At 65.0% G+C, this 24,395-nt stretch carries 21 protein-coding genes; 12 read left to right on the top strand and 9 right to left on the bottom strand.

Annotated features, from left to right (window positions below; genetic code table 11):
• Positions 1 to 55 precede the first annotated feature (55 nt).
• Genes ACPPVV_RS00965 through ACPPVV_RS00950 form a run of 4 tightly spaced genes read left to right on the top strand, consistent with a single transcriptional unit; the run spans position 56 to position 2,896 of the window.
• On the top strand, positions 56 to 892 hold the full coding sequence (locus ACPPVV_RS00965) for an alpha/beta hydrolase (RefSeq protein WP_426701617.1): 837 nt from the start codon (positions 56 to 58) through the stop codon (positions 890 to 892).
• Positions 893 to 903: 11 nt separating this feature from the next.
• Positions 904 to 1,272, top strand: coding sequence for an EamA family transporter (locus ACPPVV_RS00960; RefSeq protein ID WP_426701616.1), 369 nt, complete (start codon positions 904 to 906; stop codon positions 1,270 to 1,272).
• A complete protein-coding gene (locus tag ACPPVV_RS00955; RefSeq protein WP_426701615.1) occupies positions 1,269 to 1,664 on the top strand; it encodes a DMT family transporter in 396 nt (131 codons plus the stop codon). Before ACPPVV_RS00960 ends, ACPPVV_RS00955 begins: the two co-directional genes overlap by 4 nt.
• Positions 1,665 to 1,684: 20 nt before the next feature.
• Positions 1,685 to 2,896, top strand: coding sequence for a DegT/DnrJ/EryC1/StrS family aminotransferase (locus ACPPVV_RS00950; protein ID WP_426701614.1), 1,212 nt, complete (start codon positions 1,685 to 1,687; stop codon positions 2,894 to 2,896).
• A 1-nt stretch (position 2,897) separates the two neighbouring features.
• Here the strand turns inward: ACPPVV_RS00950 and ACPPVV_RS00945 are convergent, their stop codons facing one another.
• Positions 2,898 to 3,779, bottom strand: a complete 882-nt coding sequence (locus tag ACPPVV_RS00945) for a hypothetical protein (protein ID WP_426701613.1) — start codon at positions 3,777 to 3,779, stop codon at positions 2,898 to 2,900.
• Positions 3,772 to 4,842 (bottom strand): GNAT family N-acetyltransferase, encoded by a 1,071-nt coding sequence (locus ACPPVV_RS00940; RefSeq protein ID WP_426701612.1) that lies wholly within the window; start codon positions 4,840 to 4,842, stop codon positions 3,772 to 3,774. Before ACPPVV_RS00940 ends, ACPPVV_RS00945 begins: the two co-directional genes overlap by 8 nt.
• A gap of 68 nt (positions 4,843 to 4,910) precedes the next feature.
• Between ACPPVV_RS00940 and ACPPVV_RS00935 the strand changes: the two genes are divergently transcribed.
• Together ACPPVV_RS00935 and ACPPVV_RS00930 are read left to right on the top strand one after the other, a co-directional pair.
• Positions 4,911 to 5,183, top strand: coding sequence for an acyl carrier protein (locus ACPPVV_RS00935; protein WP_426701611.1), 273 nt, complete (start codon positions 4,911 to 4,913; stop codon positions 5,181 to 5,183).
• Positions 5,183 to 6,412 (top strand): beta-ketoacyl-[acyl-carrier-protein] synthase family protein, encoded by a 1,230-nt coding sequence (locus tag ACPPVV_RS00930; RefSeq protein WP_426701610.1) that lies wholly within the window; start codon positions 5,183 to 5,185, stop codon positions 6,410 to 6,412. Before ACPPVV_RS00935 ends, ACPPVV_RS00930 begins: the two co-directional genes overlap by 1 nt.
• A gap of 83 nt (positions 6,413 to 6,495) precedes the next feature.
• On the opposite strand, the gene ACPPVV_RS00925 is transcribed toward ACPPVV_RS00930, so the two are convergent.
• Together ACPPVV_RS00925 and ACPPVV_RS00920 are read right to left on the bottom strand one after the other, a co-directional pair.
• Positions 6,496 to 7,899, bottom strand: a complete 1,404-nt coding sequence (locus tag ACPPVV_RS00925) for an aspartate aminotransferase family protein (RefSeq protein WP_426701609.1) — start codon at positions 7,897 to 7,899, stop codon at positions 6,496 to 6,498.
• Positions 7,900 to 7,913: 14 nt separating this feature from the next.
• Positions 7,914 to 8,615, bottom strand: coding sequence for an MtnX-like HAD-IB family phosphatase (locus tag ACPPVV_RS00920; protein WP_426701608.1), 702 nt, complete (start codon positions 8,613 to 8,615; stop codon positions 7,914 to 7,916).
• Positions 8,616 to 9,189: 574 nt separating this feature from the next.
• Here ACPPVV_RS00920 and ACPPVV_RS00915 point away from each other — a divergent pair.
• Entirely contained in the window at positions 9,190 to 9,441 is a 252-nt protein-coding gene (locus ACPPVV_RS00915; protein ID WP_426701607.1) for a hypothetical protein, read from the top strand.
• A 45-nt stretch (positions 9,442 to 9,486) separates the two neighbouring features.
• On the opposite strand, the gene ACPPVV_RS00910 is transcribed toward ACPPVV_RS00915, so the two are convergent.
• Positions 9,487 to 10,578 (bottom strand): glycosyltransferase family 9 protein, encoded by a 1,092-nt coding sequence (locus tag ACPPVV_RS00910; RefSeq protein WP_426703135.1) that lies wholly within the window; start codon positions 10,576 to 10,578, stop codon positions 9,487 to 9,489.
• Positions 10,579 to 10,834: 256 nt separating this feature from the next.
• Between ACPPVV_RS00910 and ACPPVV_RS00905 the strand changes: the two genes are divergently transcribed.
• Genes ACPPVV_RS00905 through ACPPVV_RS00890 form a run of 4 tightly spaced genes read left to right on the top strand, consistent with a single transcriptional unit; the run spans position 10,835 to position 17,447 of the window.
• A complete protein-coding gene (locus ACPPVV_RS00905; protein WP_426701606.1) occupies positions 10,835 to 12,232 on the top strand; it encodes a TolC family protein in 1,398 nt (465 codons plus the stop codon).
• Positions 12,229 to 13,296, top strand: coding sequence for an efflux RND transporter periplasmic adaptor subunit (locus ACPPVV_RS00900; RefSeq protein ID WP_426701605.1), 1,068 nt, complete (start codon positions 12,229 to 12,231; stop codon positions 13,294 to 13,296). Before ACPPVV_RS00905 ends, ACPPVV_RS00900 begins: the two co-directional genes overlap by 4 nt.
• Positions 13,293 to 16,352 carry an efflux RND transporter permease subunit gene (locus tag ACPPVV_RS00895; protein ID WP_426701604.1) on the top strand — a complete coding sequence of 1,020 codons (3,060 nt, stop codon included), beginning with the start codon at positions 13,293 to 13,295 and terminating at the stop codon, positions 16,350 to 16,352. The genes ACPPVV_RS00900 and ACPPVV_RS00895 overlap by 4 nt, the downstream gene beginning before the upstream one ends.
• Positions 16,353 to 16,412: 60 nt before the next feature.
• On the top strand, positions 16,413 to 17,447 hold the full coding sequence (locus ACPPVV_RS00890; RefSeq protein WP_426701603.1) for a YncE family protein: 1,035 nt from the start codon (positions 16,413 to 16,415) through the stop codon (positions 17,445 to 17,447).
• Positions 17,448 to 17,486: 39 nt separating this feature from the next.
• Here the strand turns inward: ACPPVV_RS00890 and ACPPVV_RS00885 are convergent, their stop codons facing one another.
• From ACPPVV_RS00885 to ACPPVV_RS00875, 3 genes are all read right to left on the bottom strand, one after another.
• Entirely contained in the window at positions 17,487 to 18,221 is a 735-nt protein-coding gene (locus ACPPVV_RS00885; RefSeq protein ID WP_426701602.1) for a response regulator, read from the bottom strand.
• Positions 18,222 to 18,932: 711 nt separating this feature from the next.
• Positions 18,933 to 19,571 (bottom strand): PQQ-binding-like beta-propeller repeat protein, encoded by a 639-nt coding sequence (locus ACPPVV_RS00880; RefSeq protein WP_426701601.1) that lies wholly within the window; start codon positions 19,569 to 19,571, stop codon positions 18,933 to 18,935.
• 33 nt (positions 19,572 to 19,604) lie between these two features.
• Positions 19,605 to 20,825 carry a helix-turn-helix domain-containing protein gene (locus ACPPVV_RS00875; protein WP_426701600.1) on the bottom strand — a complete coding sequence of 407 codons (1,221 nt, stop codon included), beginning with the start codon at positions 20,823 to 20,825 and terminating at the stop codon, positions 19,605 to 19,607.
• Positions 20,826 to 21,107: 282 nt separating this feature from the next.
• Here ACPPVV_RS00875 and ACPPVV_RS00870 point away from each other — a divergent pair, with 282 nt between their 5' ends.
• Complete coding sequence (locus tag ACPPVV_RS00870) at positions 21,108 to 21,950, top strand: hypothetical protein (protein WP_426701599.1); 843 nt, start codon at positions 21,108 to 21,110, stop codon at positions 21,948 to 21,950.
• Between the two features lie 9 nt (positions 21,951 to 21,959).
• On the opposite strand, the gene pbpC is transcribed toward ACPPVV_RS00870, so the two are convergent.
• On the bottom strand, positions 21,960 to 24,335 hold the full coding sequence (gene pbpC, locus ACPPVV_RS00865; RefSeq protein WP_426701598.1) for a penicillin-binding protein 1C: 2,376 nt from the start codon (positions 24,333 to 24,335) through the stop codon (positions 21,960 to 21,962).
• Positions 24,336 to 24,395: the final 60 nt, after the last annotated feature.

The raw sequence follows: 24,395 nt of genomic DNA, 5'->3' as shown, positions 1-24,395 counted from the left end.
CCATGAAAGACCGTTGCGATCAAACTGATCACGGTTGATTCCACCAGGCCATCGTGTGATCCAGCAGACTGACTTTTTCTTCGAGGGTGGACGCAGCGGCGTGTTGCTGATCCACGGCCTGACCGGCACGCCGATGGAGATGCGTCTGCTCGGCAAGGGCCTGAACCGCGCCGGCTTCACCGTGCACGGCATGCAGCTGGCCGGCCACTGCGGCAACGTCGAGGATCTGCTCGCCACCGGCTGGCGCGACTGGTATGCGAGCGTCGAGCAGGCTGCGGACGAGCTGCTCGGCAAGGTCGATCACCTGTTCGTCGGCGGCCTCTCGATGGGTGCCCTGCTCGCCCTGAAACTCGCCGCGGACCGACCGCGACAGGTCGCCGGCGTCGGCGTGTATGGCGCCACCTTCTGCTACGACGGCTGGAGCATTCCGTGGCTGGCGCGACTGTCGTTCATGCTGCCGCTGCTGAAAAAATTCGGTATCGGTCGCGACCGCAGTTTCATGGAGCGACCGCCTTACGGCATCCGCGACGAGCGCCTGCGCGCGCAGGTCAGCACGGCAATGCTCGGCGGTGACAGTGCCGCCGCCGGCCTGCCCGGCAACCCGTGGTATTCGCTGGCCGAGATGCATGGCCTCGCCGCCGACGTACGCCGTCGGTTGCCGCAAGTCACCGCGCCTTGCCTGGTCGCCCATGCCAGCGAAGACGACGTGGCCAGCCTGAAAAATGCCGAGCTGGTGATGCGCGAAGTCGGTGCGCCGTCAGAACTGCTTTTGCTCGACGACAGCTATCACATGATCACCATCGACCGCGAGCGACGCACCCTGATCGATCGTTCAGCTGCGTTCTTCGACAACATCGCCGCCGCCGGTGCCATCCAGCGCGTAGCCGCCTGACCATGCCGGCCATGGGCTCCCTCTCGACGCTGGTCGCCGGCCTGTGGCTGCTCAATATCGTGCTCGACACCGGCGGCCAGCTGGCCTTCAAGGCAGCCGCCGGCGATGAAGACGCCGGTGACGGCCTGGCGCGCTGGAAGTACATGGCGTCGCGCCCGTGGCTGTGGCTCGGCGTTGGCTGCTATGTCATCGAGTTCCTGGTGTGGATCGCGTTCCTGTCGCTGATTCCGTTGTCGGAAGGCGTTCTGCTCGGTTCGATCAATATCGTCGCCATCATGATCGCCGGGCGCTTCCTGTTCGGTGAAAAACTGACCCGGCTGCGCGTCGCCGGCATCCTGCTGGTGACGCTCGGCGTGGTGATCGTGGGAGTCGGCGGATGAAACGCTTCTACCTGCTTGGCTTCCTGCTGCTGATGGGCTTCGACACGTTGGCGCAGATCAGCTTCAAGTACGCCGGCACGCAGGCGCTGCCGGTTGCAGCCAACCTCGCATGGCTGCTGCGCGTATTCGGCCAGCCATGGGTCTACGGCGCCGTGATCGGCTACATCGGCGCGTTCTTCACCTGGATGGCCCTGCTCAAGCACGCGCCGATCGGCCCCGCCTTTGCCGCCTCGCACCTGGAAGTGGTGTCGGTGATGCTGCTGTCGGTCTGGCTGTTCGACGAACATCTCAACGTCGCCCGCGTGCTGGGTGCGCTTGCGATCATCGCCGGCATCGTCTGCCTGGGTCTCGCCGAAGGCCGCGAGCACGTTCCGCAAGCGGCCGAAGCCTGAGCACCGGCTAAGCTGCCTGTATGCTGCCTCGTCGCCATCACGAACTGCCGCCCACAGCCGGCCTGCCGCTGCAGCTGGCTGACCTGCGCCCCGGTGCACCCACGCTGGCTGTGGACCTCGCCGCGCAGCTGGGCACGCCGCCGCTGCAGCTCGAATGCTCCGGCACCGCATCGTTGCTGATCGCACTGATCACGTTGCGCGAACTGCATCCGCAGCGCCGACGCATCGTGGTGCCTGCGTACACCTGTCCGTTGGTGGCAATCGCCGTGCAACAGGCAGGACTCGAACTGCAGCTGTGCGACCTGCGCACCGGTCACTCCGACATGGATCCCGCCGCGCTGCGCGCCGCTTGCGACGAGCGCACGCTGGCGATCATGCCCACCCACCTGGCCGGCCGTGTCGCCGATGTCGACGACGCACTGGCGGTGGCCAACAACGTCGGCGCGCATGTGATCGAGGATGCCGCGCAAGCGCTCGGAGCGCGGCACCGCGGCATCAGCGTGGGCATGGCGGGCGACATCGGTTTTTTCAGCCTGGCCGCCGGCAAGGGGCTTTCGATCTACGAAGGCGGCCTGCTGCTGGCGCGCGATCCGGCATTGCAGGAGAGGCTCGCGCGCACCGCGGCATGTATCGTGCCACGCAGTTTCGGCCGGGAATCGCAACGCAGTATCGAGCTGCTCGGCTACGCGGCGCTGTATCGACCGCGCGGCTTGCGGCTGGCGTATGGCAATCCGTTGCGCCGCGCATTACGTCATGGCGATCCGGTCGGCGCCGTGGGCGACGACTTTCCGTTGACGATTCCGCTGCAGCGCGTTGGTCGCTGGCGACAGGCCGTAGGCGCGCACGCCGCTGCCCGCCTGCCGGCGTTTCTCGACCAGCTGTCCACGCAGGCGCAGCGCCGACTACCGCGGTTGCGCCAGATTGGCGGCGTCGAGGTGCTCGATGACCCAGCCGACGCACAAGGCACCTGGCCATTCCTGCTGCTGCTGCTGCCCAACCAGCAACGCCGTGATGCCGCTCTCGCCGAGTTGTGGCAGGCAGGACTCGGCGTCAGTCGATTATTCATCCACGCCCTGCCCGGCTACGACTACCTGAAGAACATCGTACCTGCGCAGGACGTGCCGAATGCACGCGACTTCGCCGCGCGCAGCCTGAGCATCAGCAACAGCCCCTGGCTGGACGACAACGACTTCGAGACGATCTGCCGCACGCTGGAGTCGGTGCTGGCCTGACTCAGCCGGACTTGGCGGTGATCGCGGCGAGCAACTGCAGGTTCAGCGCATGCTGCTGCGCCTGCCAGCCGGCCAGATCCGACGGATCGATCTCGGGCTGCTGATCCATCGCCGACAACCGACGTTTCCACCAGCTGCGATAACGGTAGTGTGAAACCTCGCCGTTGATGTCGCTGCCAACCAGGCCGTTGCGCAAGCTGTCGATCAGCGTCAGCGCGTGCGACAGCAGCAGCCGACCCTGATCCCAGTTGGTGCGAGCCACTTCAGCAGCGAACGCGTCCTTGTCGATGGTGAGATAGGTCGGCGCGGTTTGCGTGCGTTGAAGTTCGACGAAGGCATCCACTAGCGCCTCGGGCGTGTCAAAGCCACGGAACGCGCCGGCGATGCCGAGCCGGCGCGACCAGCCGATGTCCACGCCAATGCTCCAGTAGCTAAGCTTGCCGCGGCGCAGCGGCGTGAGGTAGTTCTCCCACGCATGGCCCGCCCCAATATCGGCCGAGGTGATGCCGAGCACATGCACGTGGCTGACCTGCGGCAACATCGCCACCTTGCGCACCCACGAACCGCAATGCACGCCGAATGGAAAGCGCATGTTGTCCGGATGGTTGTCCAGCACGACCACCTGAAAAGGTGTGCGCGGTTGCAAACGCGCAATCAGCGGCCAGCTCAGATGATGGAAATCGCCGCTGCCGGTGAACACCGTGCCGTACCGGGCCGGCAGCAATTCATCGAGCATCCCGCTGAAGTTGCGCATGGTCGCCAGCGAGCAGCCGTAGCGGATCGATTCCTGCCAATGCTCCAGCGGCAACACCAGCCGGTCGGGCAGCGGCCCGACCGAACGGTCGATGTCCAGCACGATGGGCCGATTCGAAAGGTTACTCATCGCTGGCCCCTGTGGCCGCCTGCCAGCCGCGGTCGCTTTCGAAATGACTGCCAAGCCGGCGCAGCAACATGCGCAACAGCGGGTTGCGGGCATATACGGCATGCCGGGTGAAGGTCATTCGTGCGCCGAGAAAGGATTTCACCTCGGGATCGGTCCAGCCGGCCACGTAATGGGTCAGTCCACGCTGACGCGCGTAGTCGAGGTTGTGCATCCAGCTGACGAAGTACAGGTTGTGCTCGCGTGCCTGCGGATAGACGAAGCCCACGTACTTGTCGATGAGCTTGCCACCGTGTTCGTAGCAGAGATTCCAGCCGATCATCTGCCCTCCGTGTCGATAGACGAACACGACGCCATTGCTGCTGCCATCCTGCAGCACCTCACGGAAGAACGCCGCGCTTGGGCGATCGAAATGGACGTCGCTTTGCGCGTACACATTGTCGAACAGCGCATAGAAATGGGCCAGCGTGGGCTCGTCGTCGAAGCGCGCATCGCCGGTGCCTACCGTCTCCATCTCCAGGTCGGCCCGCGAGCGCAGCTTGCGCCGGATGTTCTTCCGCCGACCGGACGACAGCCGCGCGAGATATTCGTCGCCCGATGCGAAATCGATCGGCACCCACGCCAATGCCTGCCCTTCCAGCAGCACATAACCTTCGGCTTCGCAGGCGCGCGCGAAATCGCGCGCGTAATCGTTGTCGGCATCGCTGAGCAACGGCGAATCCTGCGCGATGTCCTTGGCGATCAGGAGCCGGCATTCACGCCCATACGTGGCCTTCAGATCCTGCGCCAACGCGACGGGAGTGGCCCTCGGCGGCAATGGCGCGTACTCGGAAACGGTGGTGCCGGCAAAACGCGTGCGCCAGCGCAGCAGGCCGCCCCAGTGCCGATACAGCGGCAGGCTGGTGATGCGCCGACGCAGTGCGTCATCTGTCGTGGTCAGCAGGTCCAATGGCGCCACGAAGCATGGCATGCCATGCACCGAGCACTCCACCGCAAAACCCGACGGCGGCTGCGTCATGAACGCTCCGAGCAGCCCATCCGGTTCAAGCTGTGCGATGAAAGGCATGCGTAAGCCAACCTGCCTAGACTGTCCGATACATGACATTGCCGCCGGCAGCCAGGGAAATCTCAGCCATGAACGACACGATCCAGCAGCAAGTGTTCGAGATCATTGCCAAACAGGCCAAGATCGAACCGGACGCCGTGAAACCCGAATCGACACTGAAAGACCTTGGCGTCGCATCGCTGGAGGCGATCGAACTGATCTTCGACATCGAGGAGCATTTCAACATCAACTTTCCCGAGCAGCAGGGCGCCAACTTCGACAGCGACACGGCGCAGAGCCTGGTCGACGCCGTGCAGGAGGCGCTGAACGACAAGGCTGCCACAGGCGAAGGATCGAAGTGATGTCGAACGTTCCCCGCCGCGTCGCGATCACCGGCATGGGCGCGATCAGCCCGCTCGGTGTCGGTGCCGAAGCCTTGTGGCAGGGCCTGCGCGAAGGCCGCAGCGGCATCGGCCCGTTGCGCCATCCGGATGCCGATCGTCTGCGCGTGAAGATCGCTGCACAGGTGCCGGCGAGTTTCGACCCGGCTGCGAATATCGACGAGCGCACCCTGCCGCTGCTCGACCGCACCTCGGAATTTGCCCTGCACGCCGCGCGCGAAGCCATCGCGCAATCCGGGCTGGATTTCGGTCACGACGAACTCGGCCAGCGCACGGCCGTGATCGTCGGCACCGGCGTCGGGGGCGAAACCACCCAGGACGAACAGAGCCGACGGCTGTACGCGGAAGATGCCCAGCGCGCGCATCCGCTGACCATCGTGCGCCTGATGACGAACGCCTCGGCCAGCCAGATCAGCATCGCCTGGGGCTTGCGCGGGCCGACATTCGCGGTCGCCAGTGCCTGCGCCTCGGCGAACCACGCAATCATCCAGGCGGCGCAGATGATCCGTTACGGCCTTGCCGATGTCGCCATCACCGGCGGCACCGAAGCGTGCATCACCTACGGTGCGCTGCGCGCATGGGAAGCGATGCGCGTGCTGGCCGACGACACCTGCCGCCCGTTCAGCGCAAACCGTCGAGGCCTCGTTCTCGGCGAAGGCGCCGGTATCTTCGTGCTGGAGTCGATGGAGCATGCGCAGGCACGTGGCGCCGTGATCCTGGCCGAGCTGGCAGGCAGCGGCATGACCGCCGATGCCACTGATATCGTGATGCCCAGCGCCGATGGCGCCGCCGCGGCGATGAAGCAGGCGCTGGCCGACGCCGGGCTGAACGCCGAGGATGTCGATTACATCAACGCCCACGGCACCGGCACCCAAGCCAACGACGCCACCGAGACCAGGGCGATTCGCCTCGCATTCGGTGCGCACGCCGATCGTCTCGCGGTGTCCTCGACCAAGTCGATGCACGGCCATGCGTTGGGTGCGTCCGGTGCACTCGAACTGGTCGCGGTGATCGGCGCCTTGCGTGACAGCGCGGTGCCACCCACGGCGAATCTGGATCAGGCCGACCCGGCCTGTGATCTGGACTACGTGCCGAACGTGGCGCGGCAGGTGTCGGTGCGCGCCGCACTGAGCAATTCGTTCGCGTTCGGCGGACTCAACGCCGTGCTGGCGCTCAAGCGCGCGCCCTGAGCTTGCTTCGTCCCGCCCCAGACAAAAGAACCCGGCGGTAAACCGTCGGGTACGGCTGGCGCGTGGCTCATGTACGACCAACTTCAAGCCTTCTTGGCTTTGGTCAGCAACTGATCGAGCAAGGCGATCGCGAGATCAATCTCTTCATGAGTGATCTCCAGCGATGGCGCGAACGTGATCACGTTCTTGTACCAGCCGCCCACGTCGAGCACGAGACCGATCTTCCTGCCGTTGTGCTCGAGATCGCCGGCCAGGCCGATGTCGACCATCCTGTCGAGCAGCGCCTTGTTCGGCGTGAAGCCGTCCTCGGTACAGATCTCGGCACGCAGCGCGAGGCCCAGGCCATCGACGTCGCCGATTTCGCGGTGGCGCTTCTGCAAGTCGCGCAGGCCTTCGAGAAAGTGCGCACCCTTCTTCGGCACGCTGGTCTCGTAGTCCAGCTCGTAACCCATCTTGATCACTTCCAGACCAAGAGAGGTGCCGAGCGGATTGGAATTGAAGGTCGAATGGGTCGAGCCGGGCGGGAAGATCGTGGGATTGATCAGCTCCTCGCGCGCCCACAGGCCGGACAGCGGATTGAGGCCGTTGGTCAGCGCCTTGCCGAACACGATCACGTCAGGCTGGACACCGAAATGTTCGATCGACCACAGCTTGCCAGTACGCCAGAAACCCATCTGGATCTCGTCGACCACCATCAGGATGCCGTACTGGTCGAGCACTTTCTTCAGGTCCTTGAAGAAGTTCATCGGCGGGATCACGTAACCGCCGGTGCCCTGGATCGGCTCGACGTAGAACGCCGCGTACTCGGCCTGCTTGACCTTCGGATCCCACACGCCGTTGTATTCGGTTTCGAACAGCCGCGCGAACTGGCGCACGCAGGCGTCCGAATATTCTTCCGGCGTCATCCCCTTCGGGCGGCGGAACGGATACGGAAACGGGATGAACATCGCGCGCTCGCCGAAGTGGCCGAAGCGGCGGCGATAACGGTAGCTCGAAGTGATCGCCGAGGCGCCCAGCGTACGCCCGTGGTAACCACCCTCGAACGCGAACATCAGGCTCTTGCCGTTGCTGGCATTGCGCACGATCTTCAGTGAATCCTCGATCGCCTGCGCACCACCGACGTTGAAATGCACGCGGCCATCCAGGCCGAACTTCTTCTTCGCGTCCAGCGCCACTGTCTTCGCCAGCTCGATGCGGGTCTGATGCAGGTACTGGCTGGCCACCTGCGGCAGCAGATCGATCTGGTTCTTCAGCACGTTGTTGAGGCGCTTGTTGGCGTAGCCGAAATTGACCGCCGAGTACCACATCTGCAGGTCGAGGAATGGCACGCCCGCGCTGTCATACATGTAACTGCCGTCGCAGGTGCGGAAGATCTTCGGCGGATCGACGTAGTGCACGGTGTCGCCGAACGAGCTGTACTTTGCCTCGTCGGCGAGCAACTGCGCGTCGTCGATCACCACCGAGGTGTTCTTGTCGAAAGCATTCATGAGGAAATCCGGGATCAGTGGGAAGTGGTGGCCAGCGCGGAAACCGCGTGACTGGCAAGGCTGCCATCGAGCAGCTGGGGCAACAGTTCGATCGCGTCCTCGAAGCCGGTGATCGGCACGTAGGCAATGCCGACGGCGCGGCAATGCTCGATCAGGCGATGCTTGGCGAACACGAAATCGACGCGGTCGGCGGCGCAAAAATCCGAGGCGCCATCGCCGATCAGCAGGGTCTTCGCACCACCCTCGCGGGCCTGCGCCACGCAGGCGCATTTGCAGGTGCCACTGCGACAACCGTCGGCCTGGAACGGCGAAGTCAGTTGCCACTGCTTCGGTGGCTGCGCGGGGGCGAGATGATTGGCCGCCAGCGGCAGATCATCAAGACCGTAGCGACCGAGAATCTGATGAATCGCGACATCGAGGCCATCGCTGACCACGCGGATCGGCACGTTCAATTCGCGCGCCTTCGCCACGAAGCCGGGGAAGGCGTGATCGATCCACAGGCCGGCCAGATGCGCATCGAGTTCCGCACGGGTCATCTGCAGCAGGTCGACCTGACCGGACATGCATTCACGCGAACCGATGCGGCCAGCTCGCCAGTCCTGCTCCAGCACTTCCCAACCCGGACGGCCGAAACGGTCGAGCAGGGAGTCGATCACGTCCTCGACGGAAATGGTGCCGTCGAAATCACACAGGATGGTCCAGCCGGACACGGACATCGGAAACTCACACCAATAGCGATGCATGCAGGATAGGAAGGCCGCCTTTCGGCGCCCTTTCCCGTAGCCAGTGATTGCCGCAAGGAGCTCGCGACAATCTTTCGCCTGTTGCCCGACAAAAGTAAGCAAACCCAAAGCCGGCCCGCGTAGCTTTCAGGATCACCAGACAGGTCCGTGCCTGTCATGTGGGAGCTGTGCCTATGCCAGCACTGCGATACTGGCTCTTTGGCGTAGTCGTTCTCGTTTTTTCGGGGAATGCCTGCGCCTCGGGTGGTCCGCTTGGCATCGACCATCGCATCCGCTACGACAACCGCGGCATCTGGAAGCGCTCCAATCAAAGTGTGCTTCTCTACGGCACCGTTTTCACGGTCGTTGGCGGCGCGTTAGCCTTCGGCGATCATGACAGGCTGGGCGACACGCTCTGGCGTTCGGTAGATGCGCTGGTCATCACCAGCATGAGCACCGAGGCGTTGAAGTTCGCCTTCCAGCGTGAACGACCTTCGCAAACCGACAACCCCAATCACTTCTTCGCCGGCTCGCACGCACAGAGCTTTCCCAGTGGCAAGTGGCAGCCATGTCGGCCGCGGTCACGCCCTTCATCGCCGAGTACGGCCAGGATCATCCGGCCGTATATGCGTTGGCCTTGCTGCCGGCCTACGATGCGGTCGCGCGGGTGAAGGTTCGTGGTCACTGGCAGAGCGATGTGCTGGTGGGTGCCGCGATCGGAACCGGCATCGGCTTGTGGTCGGCACATCGCCCCTCGCCGCTGATCATCAGCTGGCTGCCCGGCGGTTTCCAGGTCGGTTTCATTCACCGCTTCAAGTGACAGTTGCAGGAACGAAGAAGGACCTCAATACGACCGAGCATCCAGTTAGCTGTGTGCAACGTCGTCCGGAGTTTTCCACGTGGACGCGTCTTGCGTGGTGATCTGAAAGAGGCCTTCCTGCGGGCCCAGTAATTCATGAAAGTTCTCGACGATGCTTCTCGCCGTTTCAGAAGCAGACTGGCCCTGCGTGAGCAATGGGCTGCTGCCGGATCCGTAGGGGCCATACACGGCCTCGTCGGTGACGCAGAACATGCCGACAGTGGCTACTTTCGAAGCGACTGCCAGATGCATCACGCCGCAATCGGCACTGATCATGAGATCCACCGCGGACATCACGGCTCCCATGCGACGGATGCTGGTGGAATAATAGCCCGGCCACTGTGAATCCAGCATCGATCTACCGTGCATGGGAATGATTTCGATGATGCTGCAACGCGGATTCAGCGCCTTGAGTGTGGCAATCAGCTCGGTCCACCAGGCTTTGGGATAGCACTTCGCGCCGGTGGCATTGGCAAAGATCCCGATCACGGCGTTTGCGTGTGCTTGCCGCGACGATGCCAGAAGGCTGCCAACTACGGATTTCCCGTGTGCGCGCTCCATGTCGGTCAGGCGAATATCCAGACTCGGGAACTCCGTCGAATCGCGAGCGTCGAGTGGAGTAACCCACCGTAAAAGGCTGATCGCGCGCTTGGCCATATGGCGGGGCGCCGCAGAAAGTGGCACCCGGTGCGTCAACCCGGAATTAGCTGGCTTGTCACTGAACCCGATCTTTCGGCGCCCGCTGAGTATTCGGGTCAAGACGCGACTGAAGCCGGAACCCACACAGGGGTCCACGATCAAATCGTATTCCTTTTTGCGTATCTCGCGCAGCACTGCAAGAAAGGCCAGCGGATGCTTGAATCCACGCTTGGGCAGGCAATAAATGCGATTGACGCTGAAGAAGGTGGAAAATATTCCGGTGGATGCATTGCCTTCGACCACGATGTCGATCTCGGCGCCTTTGTACAGGTGTTCGAGTTCGGTAATCAGCGGAGTCAGCAGGATGGCGTTACCCAGCCGATGATTCGGGCGGCATACCAGAATGCGGTAAATGCCATCCCGGCCTATCTGCGATGTGGAATCATTCGGAAAATGCACTTTCAATGGACACCGTTACAGGGAAAGCATTGATCGGAGACTTGTGAAAAACCAGCGCAGTCCCATTGCATGGCCATTGAGTCAATGTATCCGGTCAATCTTTCATGGCGCTTAGCCAGCAATCGGTTTTCCGGCTGTGTGGTGATGCCGCTAGTCAATGATGTAGAGCGAAACCGAATTATTAAGAAATAACTAAGCAGCTGGCCATCAGAATGAGCCCATGCGCCATGCCTGCCAGCAACAACACCCCTGTGCCATGACGCATCCTCGCTTCCGGCGTTGGCGTGCGTTCTGGATGCTCTGTGCGGGACTGAGCTTGTGTGGTTGCGCCAGCTATGTGCCGTTGCCGCTCGGCGACGGTCGGGGTGCGCCAGCAGTGGCTCACTTCACCGCGCCGAGCGCTGGCATGCCGCTGCCGAATCCGGCGACGCACCCGTTCGATCCGTCCAATGGGCTAGACGTGACCGAGGTGGCGATGCTGGCGGTGGCGAACAGTCCGGCATTGAAAGCGAAACGCGATGCGCTGGGCGTAGCCCGTGCGCAGGCGTTCGCCTCCGGCCTGTTGCCCGATCCGCAACTGAGCCTCGGAGAGGATTTTCCGCGCCATTCGGGCGGCGGACTGACCACCGCCTACAGCCTCGGTCTCAGCGAGGAAATTGGCGCGTTGCTGACGCGCTCCTCGCGCCAGGCGGTGGCGCGCAGCCAGGCTGACCAGGTGAACCTCGACCTGCTGTGGGCGGAATGGCAGACCGTGGCGCAGGCGCGATTGCTGTTCGACCAGGTGCTGAGCGCACGTGCACAGGCTGCCCGGCTCAACACCGAACAGGCTGCACTGGCTCCGGTCGGCATCCATGTCCGGGCTGCATTGCGCGCGGGCAATCTCACTTATGACAGTGCCAGTGCCGGCCTGAATGCCGGCGCAGATGTGCGGAAGCGGCTGACCGACAATGCCATCGTGCTGCACCAGGCGGAAAGCGATCTGCACGTGCTGCTGGGCCTGGCGCCGACCGCGCCGCTCGACCTGGTCGGTGCGCCCTATCAAGCCGACCAGGTCGGTCCGACGCCGGCGCAGGTCCAGCAGGCGCTGGTCGACCTGCCGCGGCGACGGCCCGACCTGCTGGCACTTCAGGCCGGCTATCAATCGCAGGAAGCGAAGCTGCGCAGTGCCGTACGCGCCCAGTTTCCGGCGTTGAACATCGGCTTCAACACCGCGCGCGATACCAGCGCCGTGTACAGCGACGGCTTCAGCATCGGCATCACGCTACCGCTGTTCGATCGCAACCGCGGCAACATCGCGATCGAACAGGCGACCCGTCAGCAGCTCCGGGACGACTACGCGGCCCGCGTGCTGGACACCCGCAGCGACATGCAGCGACTGCTGGCCGACCTCGTCACGCTGGACCAGCAGCGGATCGCGCTCACCGCCCATGCAAGGCAGCTGGACGATGCGCGGAGCGCTGCCGAACAGGCCTGGCAGAAAAACCTGCTGGACTGGCCGACCTACCTGGCCATTCGCGGCAATGCACTCAGCGCCGACCTCGACCTGATCGCCGTCGAGCAGCAACAGGCCACCCAGGCGATCGCGTTGGGAGTCTTGCTCGGCAACACCGATCTACCTGCCATCCACTCCGTTTCCGAAGCGACCAAACCATGAATCGTTCGCTCTTTTTGCCGCGCCTTTATGGGTTATTCCTGCTGGGGCTGCTGGCCGGCTGCAGCCAGGCCGCGCCGGGTGACGAGGGTGCAGCCGCGCCTGCAGGCCAGGTTGCCGTGACCACGACGAAGCCTCTGCAGCAGACGTTTCATGAGACCGTCGAAGCCTGGGGCAGCGCGGTCGGCGATCCGCAGCGCGCGCGCGCGATCAGCCTCGCGCATGGCGGCCAGGTCATCGCGGTGAACGTGGCCGCCGGCCAGACCGTCCGGCGTGGCCAGTCCGTGCTGACGATCGCGCCCGATCCGGCCGCGCGCAATGCATACCAGCAGGCGCAGAGTGCATTGACCCTGGCGGACGGTGAACTCAAGCGCACCGGACAGCTGGCCGCACAGCGACTGGCCACGCAGTCGCAACTGGCGACGGCGCGCAAAGCGCAGGCCGATGCGCAGATCGCGCTCCAAGCGCAACGCGCACTGGGCGGTGGCAGCGTGCGGGAAACCGTCGATGCGCCGGCCGAAGGTATGGTCACTGCACTCAGCGTGGGGCTGGGTGAACGCTTCACCGCGAATGCGCCACTGCTGAGCTTCACGCCCGCGCATGCGCTGGTCGCCCAGCTCGGCGTGCAGCCGATGGATGGCGCGAAACTGCATGCCGGCATGCCGGTGCAACTGCACGGTGTCTATGGCGGGGCGGCGACCTTTGCCGGCACGCTGCGCATGGTGGGGCAGTCGGTTGATCCGCAAAGCCACCTATTGCCGGCGCAGGCCGAGCTTCCTCCCGAAGCCAGCGCGACGCTGGCGGCCGGGGCCGCACTGGAAGCACAGATCCGCACCGCGGATGTCAGCGCGTGGGCAGTGCCGCGTGCGGCGGTGCTTCATGACGAACACGGCGACTACCTGTTCCAGGTCGAGCACGGTCACGCCAAACGCGTCGAGGTGACGCTGCGCAGCCCGGATGGCGACACCGTCGGCGTGCAGGGCCCGCTCGATGCGCAGGCCAAGGTGATCGTGCTGGGCGCCTACGAACTCAACGATGGCGATGCGGTGAAGGGGTCCGCCCAGTGAGTGTCGCCGTGTGGATGCAGCGGCACCGTCGCTCGCTGCTGTTCCTCGCGCTGATGCTGACCATCGGCGGCATCGCCAGCGCGCTGCTGATGCCGGTGGCACTGTTCCCGAACGTGGCGTTTCCGCGCGTGCAGGTGACCCTGGATGCAGGCGACCGCCCGGCCGACGAGATGGCGATCGAGGTAACCACGCCGGTGGAGGAAGCGATCCGTCGCGTGCGCGGCGTGCGCGACGTGCGCTCGACCACCGGCCGCGGCAACGCCGATGTCGCCGTGACGTTCGACTGGGGCGCGGACATGGCCGCCGCGCTGCAGGAAGTGAATGCCGCTGCCGGGCAGATCCTGCCGCAGCTGCCGGCCGACACCCAGCTGAGCACGCGGCGGATGGATCCGACCACGTTCCCGGTGTTGGCCTACAGCCTGCGTTCGCACACGCAATCGCCCGCGGCGCTGCACGATCTGGCCGAGTACCAGCTGCGCCCGCTGCTGAGCGGGATCAACGGCGTCGCCCACGTCGATGTGCAGGGTGGCGAGGTGGCCGAGTTCCATGCCGATGTCGACCCGGGCAAATTGCGCGCGCTGAACCTTGCACTCGATGATGTCGCCAAGGCGGTCGGCCATGCTGCAACGATCCAGGCGATGGGCCGCGTCTCCGACCATTACAAGCTGTATCTTCTGCTCGCCGACAACCAGCCGAAGACTGCCGCCGCGCTGCGCGACATCGTGTTGCGCGCCGGCCCCACCGGCGTGGTGCGTCTGGGCGACGTGGCAGCGGTCAGTCTCGATCATGTGCCGCAGTGGATACGCGTCAACGCAGACGGCCAGAACGCCGTGCTGCTGCAGGTGTACCAGCAGCCCGATGGCAACAGCGTGCAGATCGCCAACGACGTGAAGCAACGACTGGCCGACTATGCACCGCAGATGCCGGCCGGCGTGCGCATCGCCAACTGGTACGACCAGACTCAGCTGCTGACCCGCGCCGCCAGCAGCGTGCGTGATGCGATCCTGATCGGCATCGTGCTGGCCGGGCTGGTGCTGTTCGTGTTCCTGCGCAACACGCGAGTGATCCTGGTCGCGCTGCTGGTGGTGCCGGCGGTGCTGGCGATCACCGTGCTCCTGCTGTCCGTGCTCGGCATGAGCTTCAACATGATGACGCTCGGCGGCATGGCCGCCGCGGTCGGGCTGATCATCGACGACGTGATCGTGATGCTCGAACACATCATGCGTCGGCTGCAGCAGGGCGCCGGCGAAGTGCATGAGCGCGTGGCCGGCGCGGCTTGGGAGTTCACCCGGCCGTTGACCGGTTCCAGCGCGGCCACGGTGGTGATCTTCCTGCCTCTGGCGTTTTTGTCCGGTGTCACCGGCGCGTTCTTCAAGGCGCTGTCGCTGACCATGGCCAGCGCGCTGATCATCTCCTGGCTGCTGACCTGGATCGCGGTGCCGCTGCTGGCCGAGCGCTTGCTGGACGGGCGCCATCTGGCCGAGCATCCGCCGGGCCGTTTCACCCGGCGCATGATGCAGGGCTACCAGAACATCCTGCAGCGCTGGTTGAAGAAACCGTTGCTGGTGCTGCTGCTGATCGTGCCGCTGCTGCTGGTCGGCGGGTTCGCCTATACCCGCGTCGGCACCGGTTTCATGCCGAGCATGGACGAAGGCGGCTTCATCCTCGATTACCTGTCCAGGCCCGGCACCTCGCTGGAGGAAACCGATCGGCTGCTGCGCCAGGTCGAGACGATCATTCGCGCCAATCCGTATGTCGACACGTACTCGCGCCGCACCGGACTGCAGCTCGGCGGCGGGCTCACCGAGGCGAACCAGGGCGACTTCTTCGTGCGCCTGAAAAGCGGCTCGCGCCCGGACACCGAACAGGTGATGGAGCAGGTGCGCGTCAGGGTCGAACAGAACGTGCCGGGACTGGACATCGAGCTGTCACAGTTGATGGAGGATCTGATCGGAGATCTGGTGGCGGTGCCGCAGCCGATCGAGATCCAACTGTACGGCGACGATCCGGTGCAGCTCGACGAAACCGCCGGCAAGGTTGCCGCGGCGATCGGCAAGATCAACGGTGTGGATGGCGTGCGCGACGGCGTCAATCCGGCCGGCGACGCGTTGACCGTACGGGTGGATCCGGTCAAGGCCGCGCTGGAGGGGCTCGATCCGGTCAGCATCACCGACCAGGTGGCGGCGGCGATCGACGGCAAGGTGGCCGCGCAACTGCCCGAAGGCAGCAAGGTGGTCGGCGTGCGCGTGCGCCTGCCGGACAACTCGCATCAGCGACTGGAACAGGTGGCCGCATTGCCGATCCGCGCCACCGACGGACATCTGTTGCCGCTGTCGCGCGTAGCCACGCTGCAGCAGGTGCAGGGTCAGCCGGAGATCACCCGCGACAACCTCAAGCGCATGGTCGCGGTGACCGGCCGCATCACCGGGCGCGGCCTCGGCGCGACGATTGCCGACGTCAAGACCGTACTGGCGAAACCCGGGATGTTGCCGAAGGGCGTGTTCTACCAGCTCGGCGGGCTGTACCAGCAGCAGCAGCAGGCGTTCCGTGGCCTGACCATCGTGATGCTGGCGGCAATCGCGCTGGTGTTCACCCTCCTGCTGTTTCTGTACGAGAGTTTCCGGGTCGCGCTGGCGATCCTGGCGATGCCGCTGCTGGCGATACCGGCGGTGTTTGCCGGGCTGTGGCTGACCGGCATCGAGCTGAACATCTCGGCGATGATGGGCATGACGATGATCGTCGGCATCGTCACCGAGGTGGCGATCTTCTACTTCTCCGAGTTGCAGGATAGCGAGCGCGAATTGCCGCTGCACGATGCGCTGCACGAGGCCGGCCACTACCGCACGCGGCCGATCCTGATGTCGACGCTGGCTGCGATCCTCACCCTGCTGCCGCTGGCGCTCGCGCTTGGCCAGGGTTCACAGATGCAGCAGCCGCTGGCGGTGGCGATCATCTCCGGCCTGCTGGTGCAGGTGCCATTGGTGCTGCTGGTGATGCCGGTGCTGTATGCGTTGCTGCGTCGTCGTGATGCGGAAAGACCGCTAAGCCAGCCATAAGCCGGCAGCCACATGCTGGCCCGGTCGTAACACCCTCCCTTCATGTCAAAGGTGTCAACCATGCAACGTCTGATTCGCAGCCTTCTGCCCGCGTCGCTGCTGGTGCTGACGTATCTTCCGCTGGCTGCCCAGGCCGCTTCGGCGCATACGGATTATCAGCTGCTCTCGCGACTGCCACTTGCCGGCGCGGGCGGTTGGGATTACCTGAGTTTCGACGCGCAGCGTCGCCATTTGTTCGTCAGCCGTGGTGACCGCGTGCTGGTGATCGATGTCGACGCGCACAAGCAGGTGGGCACGATCGCCGACACCCAGGGCGTGCATGGCATCGCCATCGCGCCGGACCTGCAGCGCGGCTTCACCAGCAACGGCAAGAGCGCGTCGGTGACCGTGTTCGATCTGGCGACGCTGAAAACCGTCGCCACGGTCACCGGCACCGGCGAGAAACCCGATGCGATCCTGTACGACAGCGCCTCGCATCACGTGCTGACCTTCAACGGCAAGAGCGGCACGGCCAGCGTGATCGACCCCGTGAAAAATATCGTGATCGGCAGCATCGTGCTGCCCGGCAAGCCGGAGTTCGCGGTGTCCGACGGCGCTGGCCATGTGTATGTGAACATCGAGGACAAGTCCGAGCTGGTGCAGCTCGACTCGACCAACAACAAGGTGCTGCAGACCTGGCCACTGGCGCCGTGCAAATCACCCAGCGGTCTGGCGATCGACCGGAAGCACCATCGGCTGTTCTCGGTCTGCGACAACCAGACAATGGCGATCGTCGACGCACGCAGCGGTCACCTTGTCGCCAGCATCCCGATCGGCGACGGGCCCGATGCCGTAGTTTTCGACGACACCGCATCGATGGTCTACAGCTCCAACGGCGAGAGCGGCACGATCACCGCGGTGCACGAGGACGACCCGGATCACTTCACTGTGACCGCCAGCATCCCTTCCCAGACCAGTGCACGCACGCTCGCGCTCGATCCGAAACTGCACCGACTGTATCTATCCGCCGCACGCTGGGGTGCGGCCAGGCAGGCCAACGGTCGTCCAACCATGGAACCGGACAGCTTCAGCATCCTCACCGTCGGGCGACACTGAACCGGGATTTCGTTTGAAGTTTGAACGGTAACGGAGGGCTCACGATGACAACGGCATGGAGACGTGCACCCGCAAACCGTGACCGTGGGGCGAGTCCAGCAGCTCGATCGAGGCGTCATGCAGCTGCGCGGCACGTTGCACGATCGACAGGCCCAGGCCGTAGCCGTCACCGCGGCTGCTGGCCTCGCGATGGAAGCGTGCGAACACGCTGGCGCTGTTGCCCACCATGTCGATACCGTACAACGAATTTTCCAGACTCTCGCGACGTACAAGCCGGCCTGCACGCTCCATCAGGATCTGCAGCAACGAGAATTCGCGCTTGGTCAGCTCGACGCGCTCTCCGCGGAAATCCACCTCGGACGTGCCGAGGTCGAGACTCAGCGCACCCACCTCGATGCGGTTCGCGGCCAGGCCCCGCGCACGCCGGGTCAGCGAGCGGATGCGCGCACCCAGCTCCTCGAGGTGAAAAGGTTTGATCAGGTAATCGTCGGCGCCGGCATCCAGGCCACGGACGCGGGCATCCAGGCCGTCGCGCGCGGTCATCACGATTACCGGCGTTTTGACATGCGTACGACGCGCCTCGACCAGCACATCCAGGCCGTCCTTGCCGGGCAGGCCAAGGTCGAGCAGCACCAGGTCGGCGGTCTGATCGCGCAAGGCGATCAGCGCCTCGCGACCGTCGCGCAGCCAGGTGACCGTATAGGCCAGGCGCTCCAGCGCGCGCTGGATGGCAAAGCCGAGCTGAGGATCGTCTTCCACCAGGATGATGTGCACGCACGAACTCCAACGACTGCGCCATGCAAATTATGGCAACACCGGGTCGCCGGACGATTATCCAGCGATCCGCTTACGAAGTGTTCAAGGTCGAAGGATGGTTCGTCGAGGCTGACGATGCCACTCAAGCACCGCGGGAGTCGACGCCTCGCGCAACCGAAAAACTACGCAACATGGCAACACCCCTGAGCTTCATCAAATGGCGAGAACGCCATCTACCTGCGAGCAAATGGGGCGCAACACGAAGCGGTAGAGATCATTGAGCAAAAAATATATCTCGCGAAAAAGCAGTCCGGGGCCTACCCCGCTCGCCTGCCCACCACTACTGCTTTGCTTTGCGCGCGCCAGGCGCTAGCGAACACGTGCGTTGCAGGACGTTGACAGCTTTTCCGTCTGTTGCTGGTGAACCATGTGGTTGAACGAAACCTTCGAATAGCAGGCACGTAAACGGCCTTGCGTAGTTGCGGGCGAGTTTCAACATCGCCGCTTATCGCCGTGACGTCGTTGTGCCTTCTCCCGATAGCTTGCGCCTTCGTTTCGTCGACCGCCTCGTAAAAGTCAAACAGGAACGTGACACCCCGACCCACCAGCTTTACCAGCTGACCGTTCCGGTGGTCACTGCCTTTGTCCAACATGAAACTATCGGATGTGCGCATCCGCCTTGGCTGGATGAGACAACGAACACGCTTTCCGTGGCGGTCGCGGCCCGTCTCAGCCTCGCGCGGGTCGGCGCACGATTCTCAGCTTCCCGCTGTTGCCGCCGCCGCAGAAGAACCGGTCGGCGCCATCGGATTCGAGTCCCGACACACCCGCCCCGGGCGGCATCTGCAGGCTCTCCAGTGCTTCCCCCGTGCGGGGGTCGATTCGTCGCAACTCGCTGTCGTCGCCTTCCCAGGTGCCGTGCCAGAGTTCGCCGTCGACCCAGCTGACCCCGGTGATGAAGCGGTTGGACTCGATGGTGCGAAGCACCGCGCCGGTCTCGGGATCGACCTGATGGATTTGTCGCGCCCGGTAATGTCCCACCCAGAGCGAGCCTTCGGCCCACGCCAGTCCCGAGTCCGCACCACCGCCGGGTGCCGGGATCGTGGCGAGTACGCGGCCGCTGTCCGGGTCGATCTTCTGGATGCGATCCTCGGCAATCTGAAACAGGTACCTGCCGTCGAACGCCGTTCCCGCATGCGCGGCGACGTCGATCGAGCGCAAGGTTTTCCCGCTCGCCGGATCCAGCGCGGTCAGCTTGTTGCCGGACGCAAACCAGACCTGCTTGCCGTCGTACGTCACCCCATGCACGGCGTCGACACCGGGAAAGGGGCCCTCCTCGCGAAGGATCTCGGCGGTTGATCGTTTCATGTTTGCGTCCTGGTCGTGGGGAATGATTCCATCCTAGTCACCTGGCAGCGGCCCGGGGAGTAACAAGCTCGTCGGGAATCCAGGCGCGGACGTGGCCGTCCAGCGACGTGCCCGCCCGTGTCCGAACGATTGCGCCTTGCCGGTTGCCGCCAGCGCGTCGAGTGCGCGCTGCACGGTGCGCTGGCTGGCGCCAAGTGCGAGCGCCAGGGCCGAACTCGACCATGCCTCGCCGTCGGCAAGGAGGGCGAGCACCGTCGCATATCGCTCTTCGACGGGTGGCGCCAGCACGACCACCTCGCGGACATGGCGCGGCACCAGCACAAACCCTTGCTTCGTCGCGCTCACGCCGGCGAGCGTGCGCAGCTCCGTGCGGAGCCGCCCGATTTCGACCCGCAAGCGCGCGCGATGCGATTCATCGGCGAACCTCGTTCGGAAAGCCTGCGCGATGAGCGCGTCCCTCGTCACGTCTCCCGGCCACGCCTCGCCCAGTGCGCGGGCGAGCGTGAACAGCACCGGACGTGTTTCGAGCGCAACCACACTGTCGGCATCGCGCACTACATAGCGGCAAGCGTCCACGACCAGTGTCTTGGACGCCAGCAACGCCTCGACTTCGCCGAGCAGGAGCGGCCGCTCCGCGCCACGTGCGATCAGGCGCGCCGCGGGCTTGTCCAGTACGAGCGCGGTACTCGCGACCTCCGCCGTCAGCGCCGGGATGCCGGCGGCATGCGCGGCACGCGTGGCTCGCCCGAGCGCCGCGCGCGCTGTCTCGATACGCAGGCGACGCAGCGCGATTCCCGCCACGACCAGTTCGTGGGCCGCCTGCGACGCGGGCGGGAGTGGCGCAGGGTCGAATCCGGCAAGCGCACGCTCGGCCTCGTCGAGATGCCCGAGCAGGAGCAGGCGGCGAACGCCGAGATACCGCGCATGCGCGGCGTTCGCGAAATCACCGTGCGCTTCGAGCGTGGCCCGCGCGGCGTCGAGTGCCTGCGCGGGCCAGCCCAGCTCGCGTGAGACCAGCGCGATCTCGGCCTCGGCCACGACGCAGCGCGCGCGGGCCACGGGCTCCTTCGCTCCAAAGGCGCGTGCCGCACGGCGCACCAGTGCCTTTGCCCGAACGAGGTCACCGAGTTGCGCCATCGCGATGCCGCGCAGCGCGAGCGCAGGCGCGTCATCACGCAGCGCGACACGGCTCAGCGCGCCAATGGGATCACCCGCCGCAAGCGCACGCGCCGCAGCCGTGATCAGCGAATCCATCGAAACGCACTCATCTCGATCCCGCCACAGTCGTCACTTCCACCGTTCACTCGCTCGATGCCGAAATCATTCTGCGGATGACGCACGGTAGCGGCATGCGCTTCATACCAAAGACATGGGAGCCATCATGCGCATGATGACATCACCTGCGAACGACAGTGGCGACACCAGCCCGTCACCGCCATGCACAAAATGTGCACACCCTCGTTTCGTACCATGTCCGCCAGGAATCCCCAGGATGGCAGCACATGCCGTCTTCCGACTGTCCTCCGGAGAAATCAGATGATTCACTCACAGATACGCCTGCGCCGTCGCGCCGGCTGCGCCGCGGCCTTCGTTTCACTGGCGCTTGCCAGCAGCGCCAGCTTTGCCCAGCAATCGCCTGCGCTGGATCGCGTCAGCATCTGGCTGGGCGGCTACAGCGCCAACACCGACACCACGATCGGTGCCAGCGACAAGAGCGGCCAGCTCAATGGCGACTTCAACCTCGAGAAGGACCTCGGCTTCTCCGACCGTAAAAACGTACCGCGTGCGCGACTCGACTTCCTGATCGGCGACAGCCAGGGCTTTTCGCTCGACTATTACAGTGTCAACCGCATGCGCAGCAAGACCTTGTCGAGCGGCATCAGCTACGCCGGCAATGATTACAGCGCGTCGGCGACGGTGAAGGGCAAGCTCGATTTCGATTTCGGCAGCGCTGCGTATCGCTGGTGGTTCGGTCAGGGTAACGACGTGTTCGGCCTGGGCCTGGGCGGCGCCTACTATCGCGTGCACGCCGGCATCAGCGGCGAGGCGAGCGTCAACGGCCAATCGGTGGGCCAGGTTTCCAGCAGCAGCGAGGAGAGTGCCTGGGCGCCGATGCTGCAGCTGGGCTGGCGACATGCGTTCAACGATCAATGGCGGATGTATCTGGATGCCGCGGGCGTAAAGAAGAATGGCGGCCCCTTGAACGGCCACATCTACAACGCCGCGCTCGGCGTCGAGTGGTTCCCGTGGAAGAACGTGGGCTTTGGCGCGGAATACGGCTACAGCCGGATCGAGCTGCACCAGCGCAAGCGCAACTACAACGCCAACCTGGACATGAAGCTCGACGGTCCGTCGTTGTTCGTGCGCTTTCGCTTCTGATTTCGCCGCTCAGTCGGCAACGGTCACCTGCAACGAACTGAAGGCACCGCTGCGAGCCAGCGCCGTCACCGTGTGACGGCCTGGCTGCGGCAGGGTCAGCGAGAGTGCCTCGGCACTTTCGCTGCTGCCCTGCAACCGTCCATCGAGCAACCATTGCACCGTGCCTTGCGCGCCCAGCGCGTGCAGGGTCACGCGCAAGGGCTTGTCGCTGTTGGGCGCCCGGCGAAGCGTCGCGCCATTACTCAGGCCGGTGATGCGGATCGGATTGGCGACATCGAGTGAATCGGCGGCGCAGCCCGGCGCCAGCGGCGGCAAGGCCGAACGGGTGCGATCGTCCACGCTCAGCCATGGAGTGGCCAATGCCGGCCAGCGCGCCAGCTGGATCGCGCGCTCGTGGCGGGCGTGGCAAGCGCCGCTCAGGCGCTGACCCTCGGCGTTGACGCGCAGGGTGATCAGCCCGGCGGACCAGGCACCGAGATCACGTTCGGCGAAAGTGGGCGGCAAGGCGTCGTCCAGCACCCAGGCCGTGCGGTGCTGGCGGCACAGGCTTGCCGGGGTGCTCTCGAACGCGCCGCCCAAGGGCCAGCAGATTTCGCGTCGGCTGACGCTGGCCGGTTGCGCGCTTGCATGGCCGCCGCGCGAGGGCAGCAAGTCGACGATCTGGAACAGCAACGGCAGCGCGGTCACTGCGCCGTACTGGCCGGGCGACGGCGTGCCATCCGGACGGCCGATCCACACGCCCACGGTCCAGCGGTCGGTGACGCCGATCGACCACGCATCGCGGTAGCCGTAGCTGGTGCCGGTTTTCCACGCCACCGTGGCATGGCGATTGATCGCGCCGGCGAGCGGGCCGCCTTCGACGTCGGCCGGGTTGTTGGCCAGGATGTCGCGGATGATCCACGCCGCACCCGGCGACAGCAGCCGGCGCGGTCGCGCAGGTTGCTGTTCGGTGTAACGCGGTGTGCCGGCAACGCCGCCGTTGGCCAACGCGGTATAGGCGCCGACCAGGTTTTCCAGCCGGGTGGCGGTACCGCCCAGGATGATCGACAGGTTCGGTTGCGCGCCCGCGGGCAGGCCCAGATCCACGCCGCCGTTCGCCAGCCGCGCCGTGAAGCGTGCCGGCCCGACCCGGTCCAGCACGTCCACTGCCGGCACGTTGAGCGAACGCTGCAAGGCCTCGGCCACGCTGACCGGGCCGCTGAACGCTTCGTCGAAATTGCCCGGCTTGTACCCGCCAAAATCCTGCGGCGCATCGACCAGCAGGCTTTGCGAGTGGAGCAGTCCGTCGTCCAGCGCCAGCCCGTACAGGAATGGCTTGAGCGTGGAACCGGGAGAGCGCGGCGCGTTCACCATGTCGATGTAGCCGTGTCGCTGCGGATCGGCGAAGTCGCTGGTGCCGACGTAGACGCGCGCCTCCAGCGTGGCGTTGTCGACCACCAGCAGCGCGGCCGATGTGTGTACCGGCAGGCGCGACAGGTACGCGCTGACCCGATCCTCGGCGGCGCGCTGCAGGTTCGCGTCGATGGTGCTGGCGATGCGCCGCGCGTTCGGCTGCTGCCGGTGCAACCGTTCGGCCAGCAGCGCGGCGGACAGCGGCGCACGCAGCGAACGCGCCACTACCGGCTCGATCGCCGCGTCGCGTACTTCGGCTTCGCTCCACACGCCGAGGTCGCGCATGCGCTTGAGCACCTTGTCGCGCGCGGCGCGGGCCGCTTGCGGATGGCGATCGGGCCGCAGCCGGCTGGGCGACTGCGGCAGCACGGCCAGCAGCGCCGCCTCGGCGTGCGACAGCCGCGTTGCCGGCTTGCCCAGGTAGGCCCACGACGCCGCCTCGACGCCTTCGATCGGGCCGCCGAACGGCGCGTGGTTGAGATACAGGTCGAGGATCTGCGCTTTCGACAGATGCGCTTCCAGCTGCAGCGCACGGAAGATCTGCACCAGCTTGCCGCGGAACGAATGCGGGATCGGATGAATGATCCGCGCCACCTGCATGGTCAGCGTGGAACCGCCCGACACGATGCGACCATGGATGACGCCACCGGCAAAACCACGCAGCAACGCATACGGATTGACGCCGGGATGGCGGTAGAACCAGCGGTCCTCATAGGTCAACAGCGCCTTCAGGTACAGCGGCGACACCTGCTTCGCGGTGGTCGGGTAACGCCACACGCCATCGCTGTCGGCAAACGCGCGCAGCGGCGTGCCATCGCGCGCCAGCACCACGGTGCTGCCGGTGTCGGGCGCGGGCAGGTGGAGCGGGAACAGGCGATCGAGGATGAAGGCGAGCAGCAGCAGCGCAACCATGATGACGATGGCGATGACGCGCAGCCAGCGCCACGCGCGGGAACGGCGAGACGGCGTGGTAGTGGTAGCGGGATTGACCATGCGCCCTATCGTGATCGTGATCGTAGGAGCCCGCTGGCGGGCGATGCCTTTGCCCTGATG

It is taken from the genome of Rhodanobacter sp. Col0626, assembly GCF_049994385.1.
GTDB lineage: Bacteria > Pseudomonadota > Gammaproteobacteria > Xanthomonadales > Rhodanobacteraceae > Rhodanobacter.
This window is presented reverse-complemented; position numbering and strand designations above follow the sequence as displayed.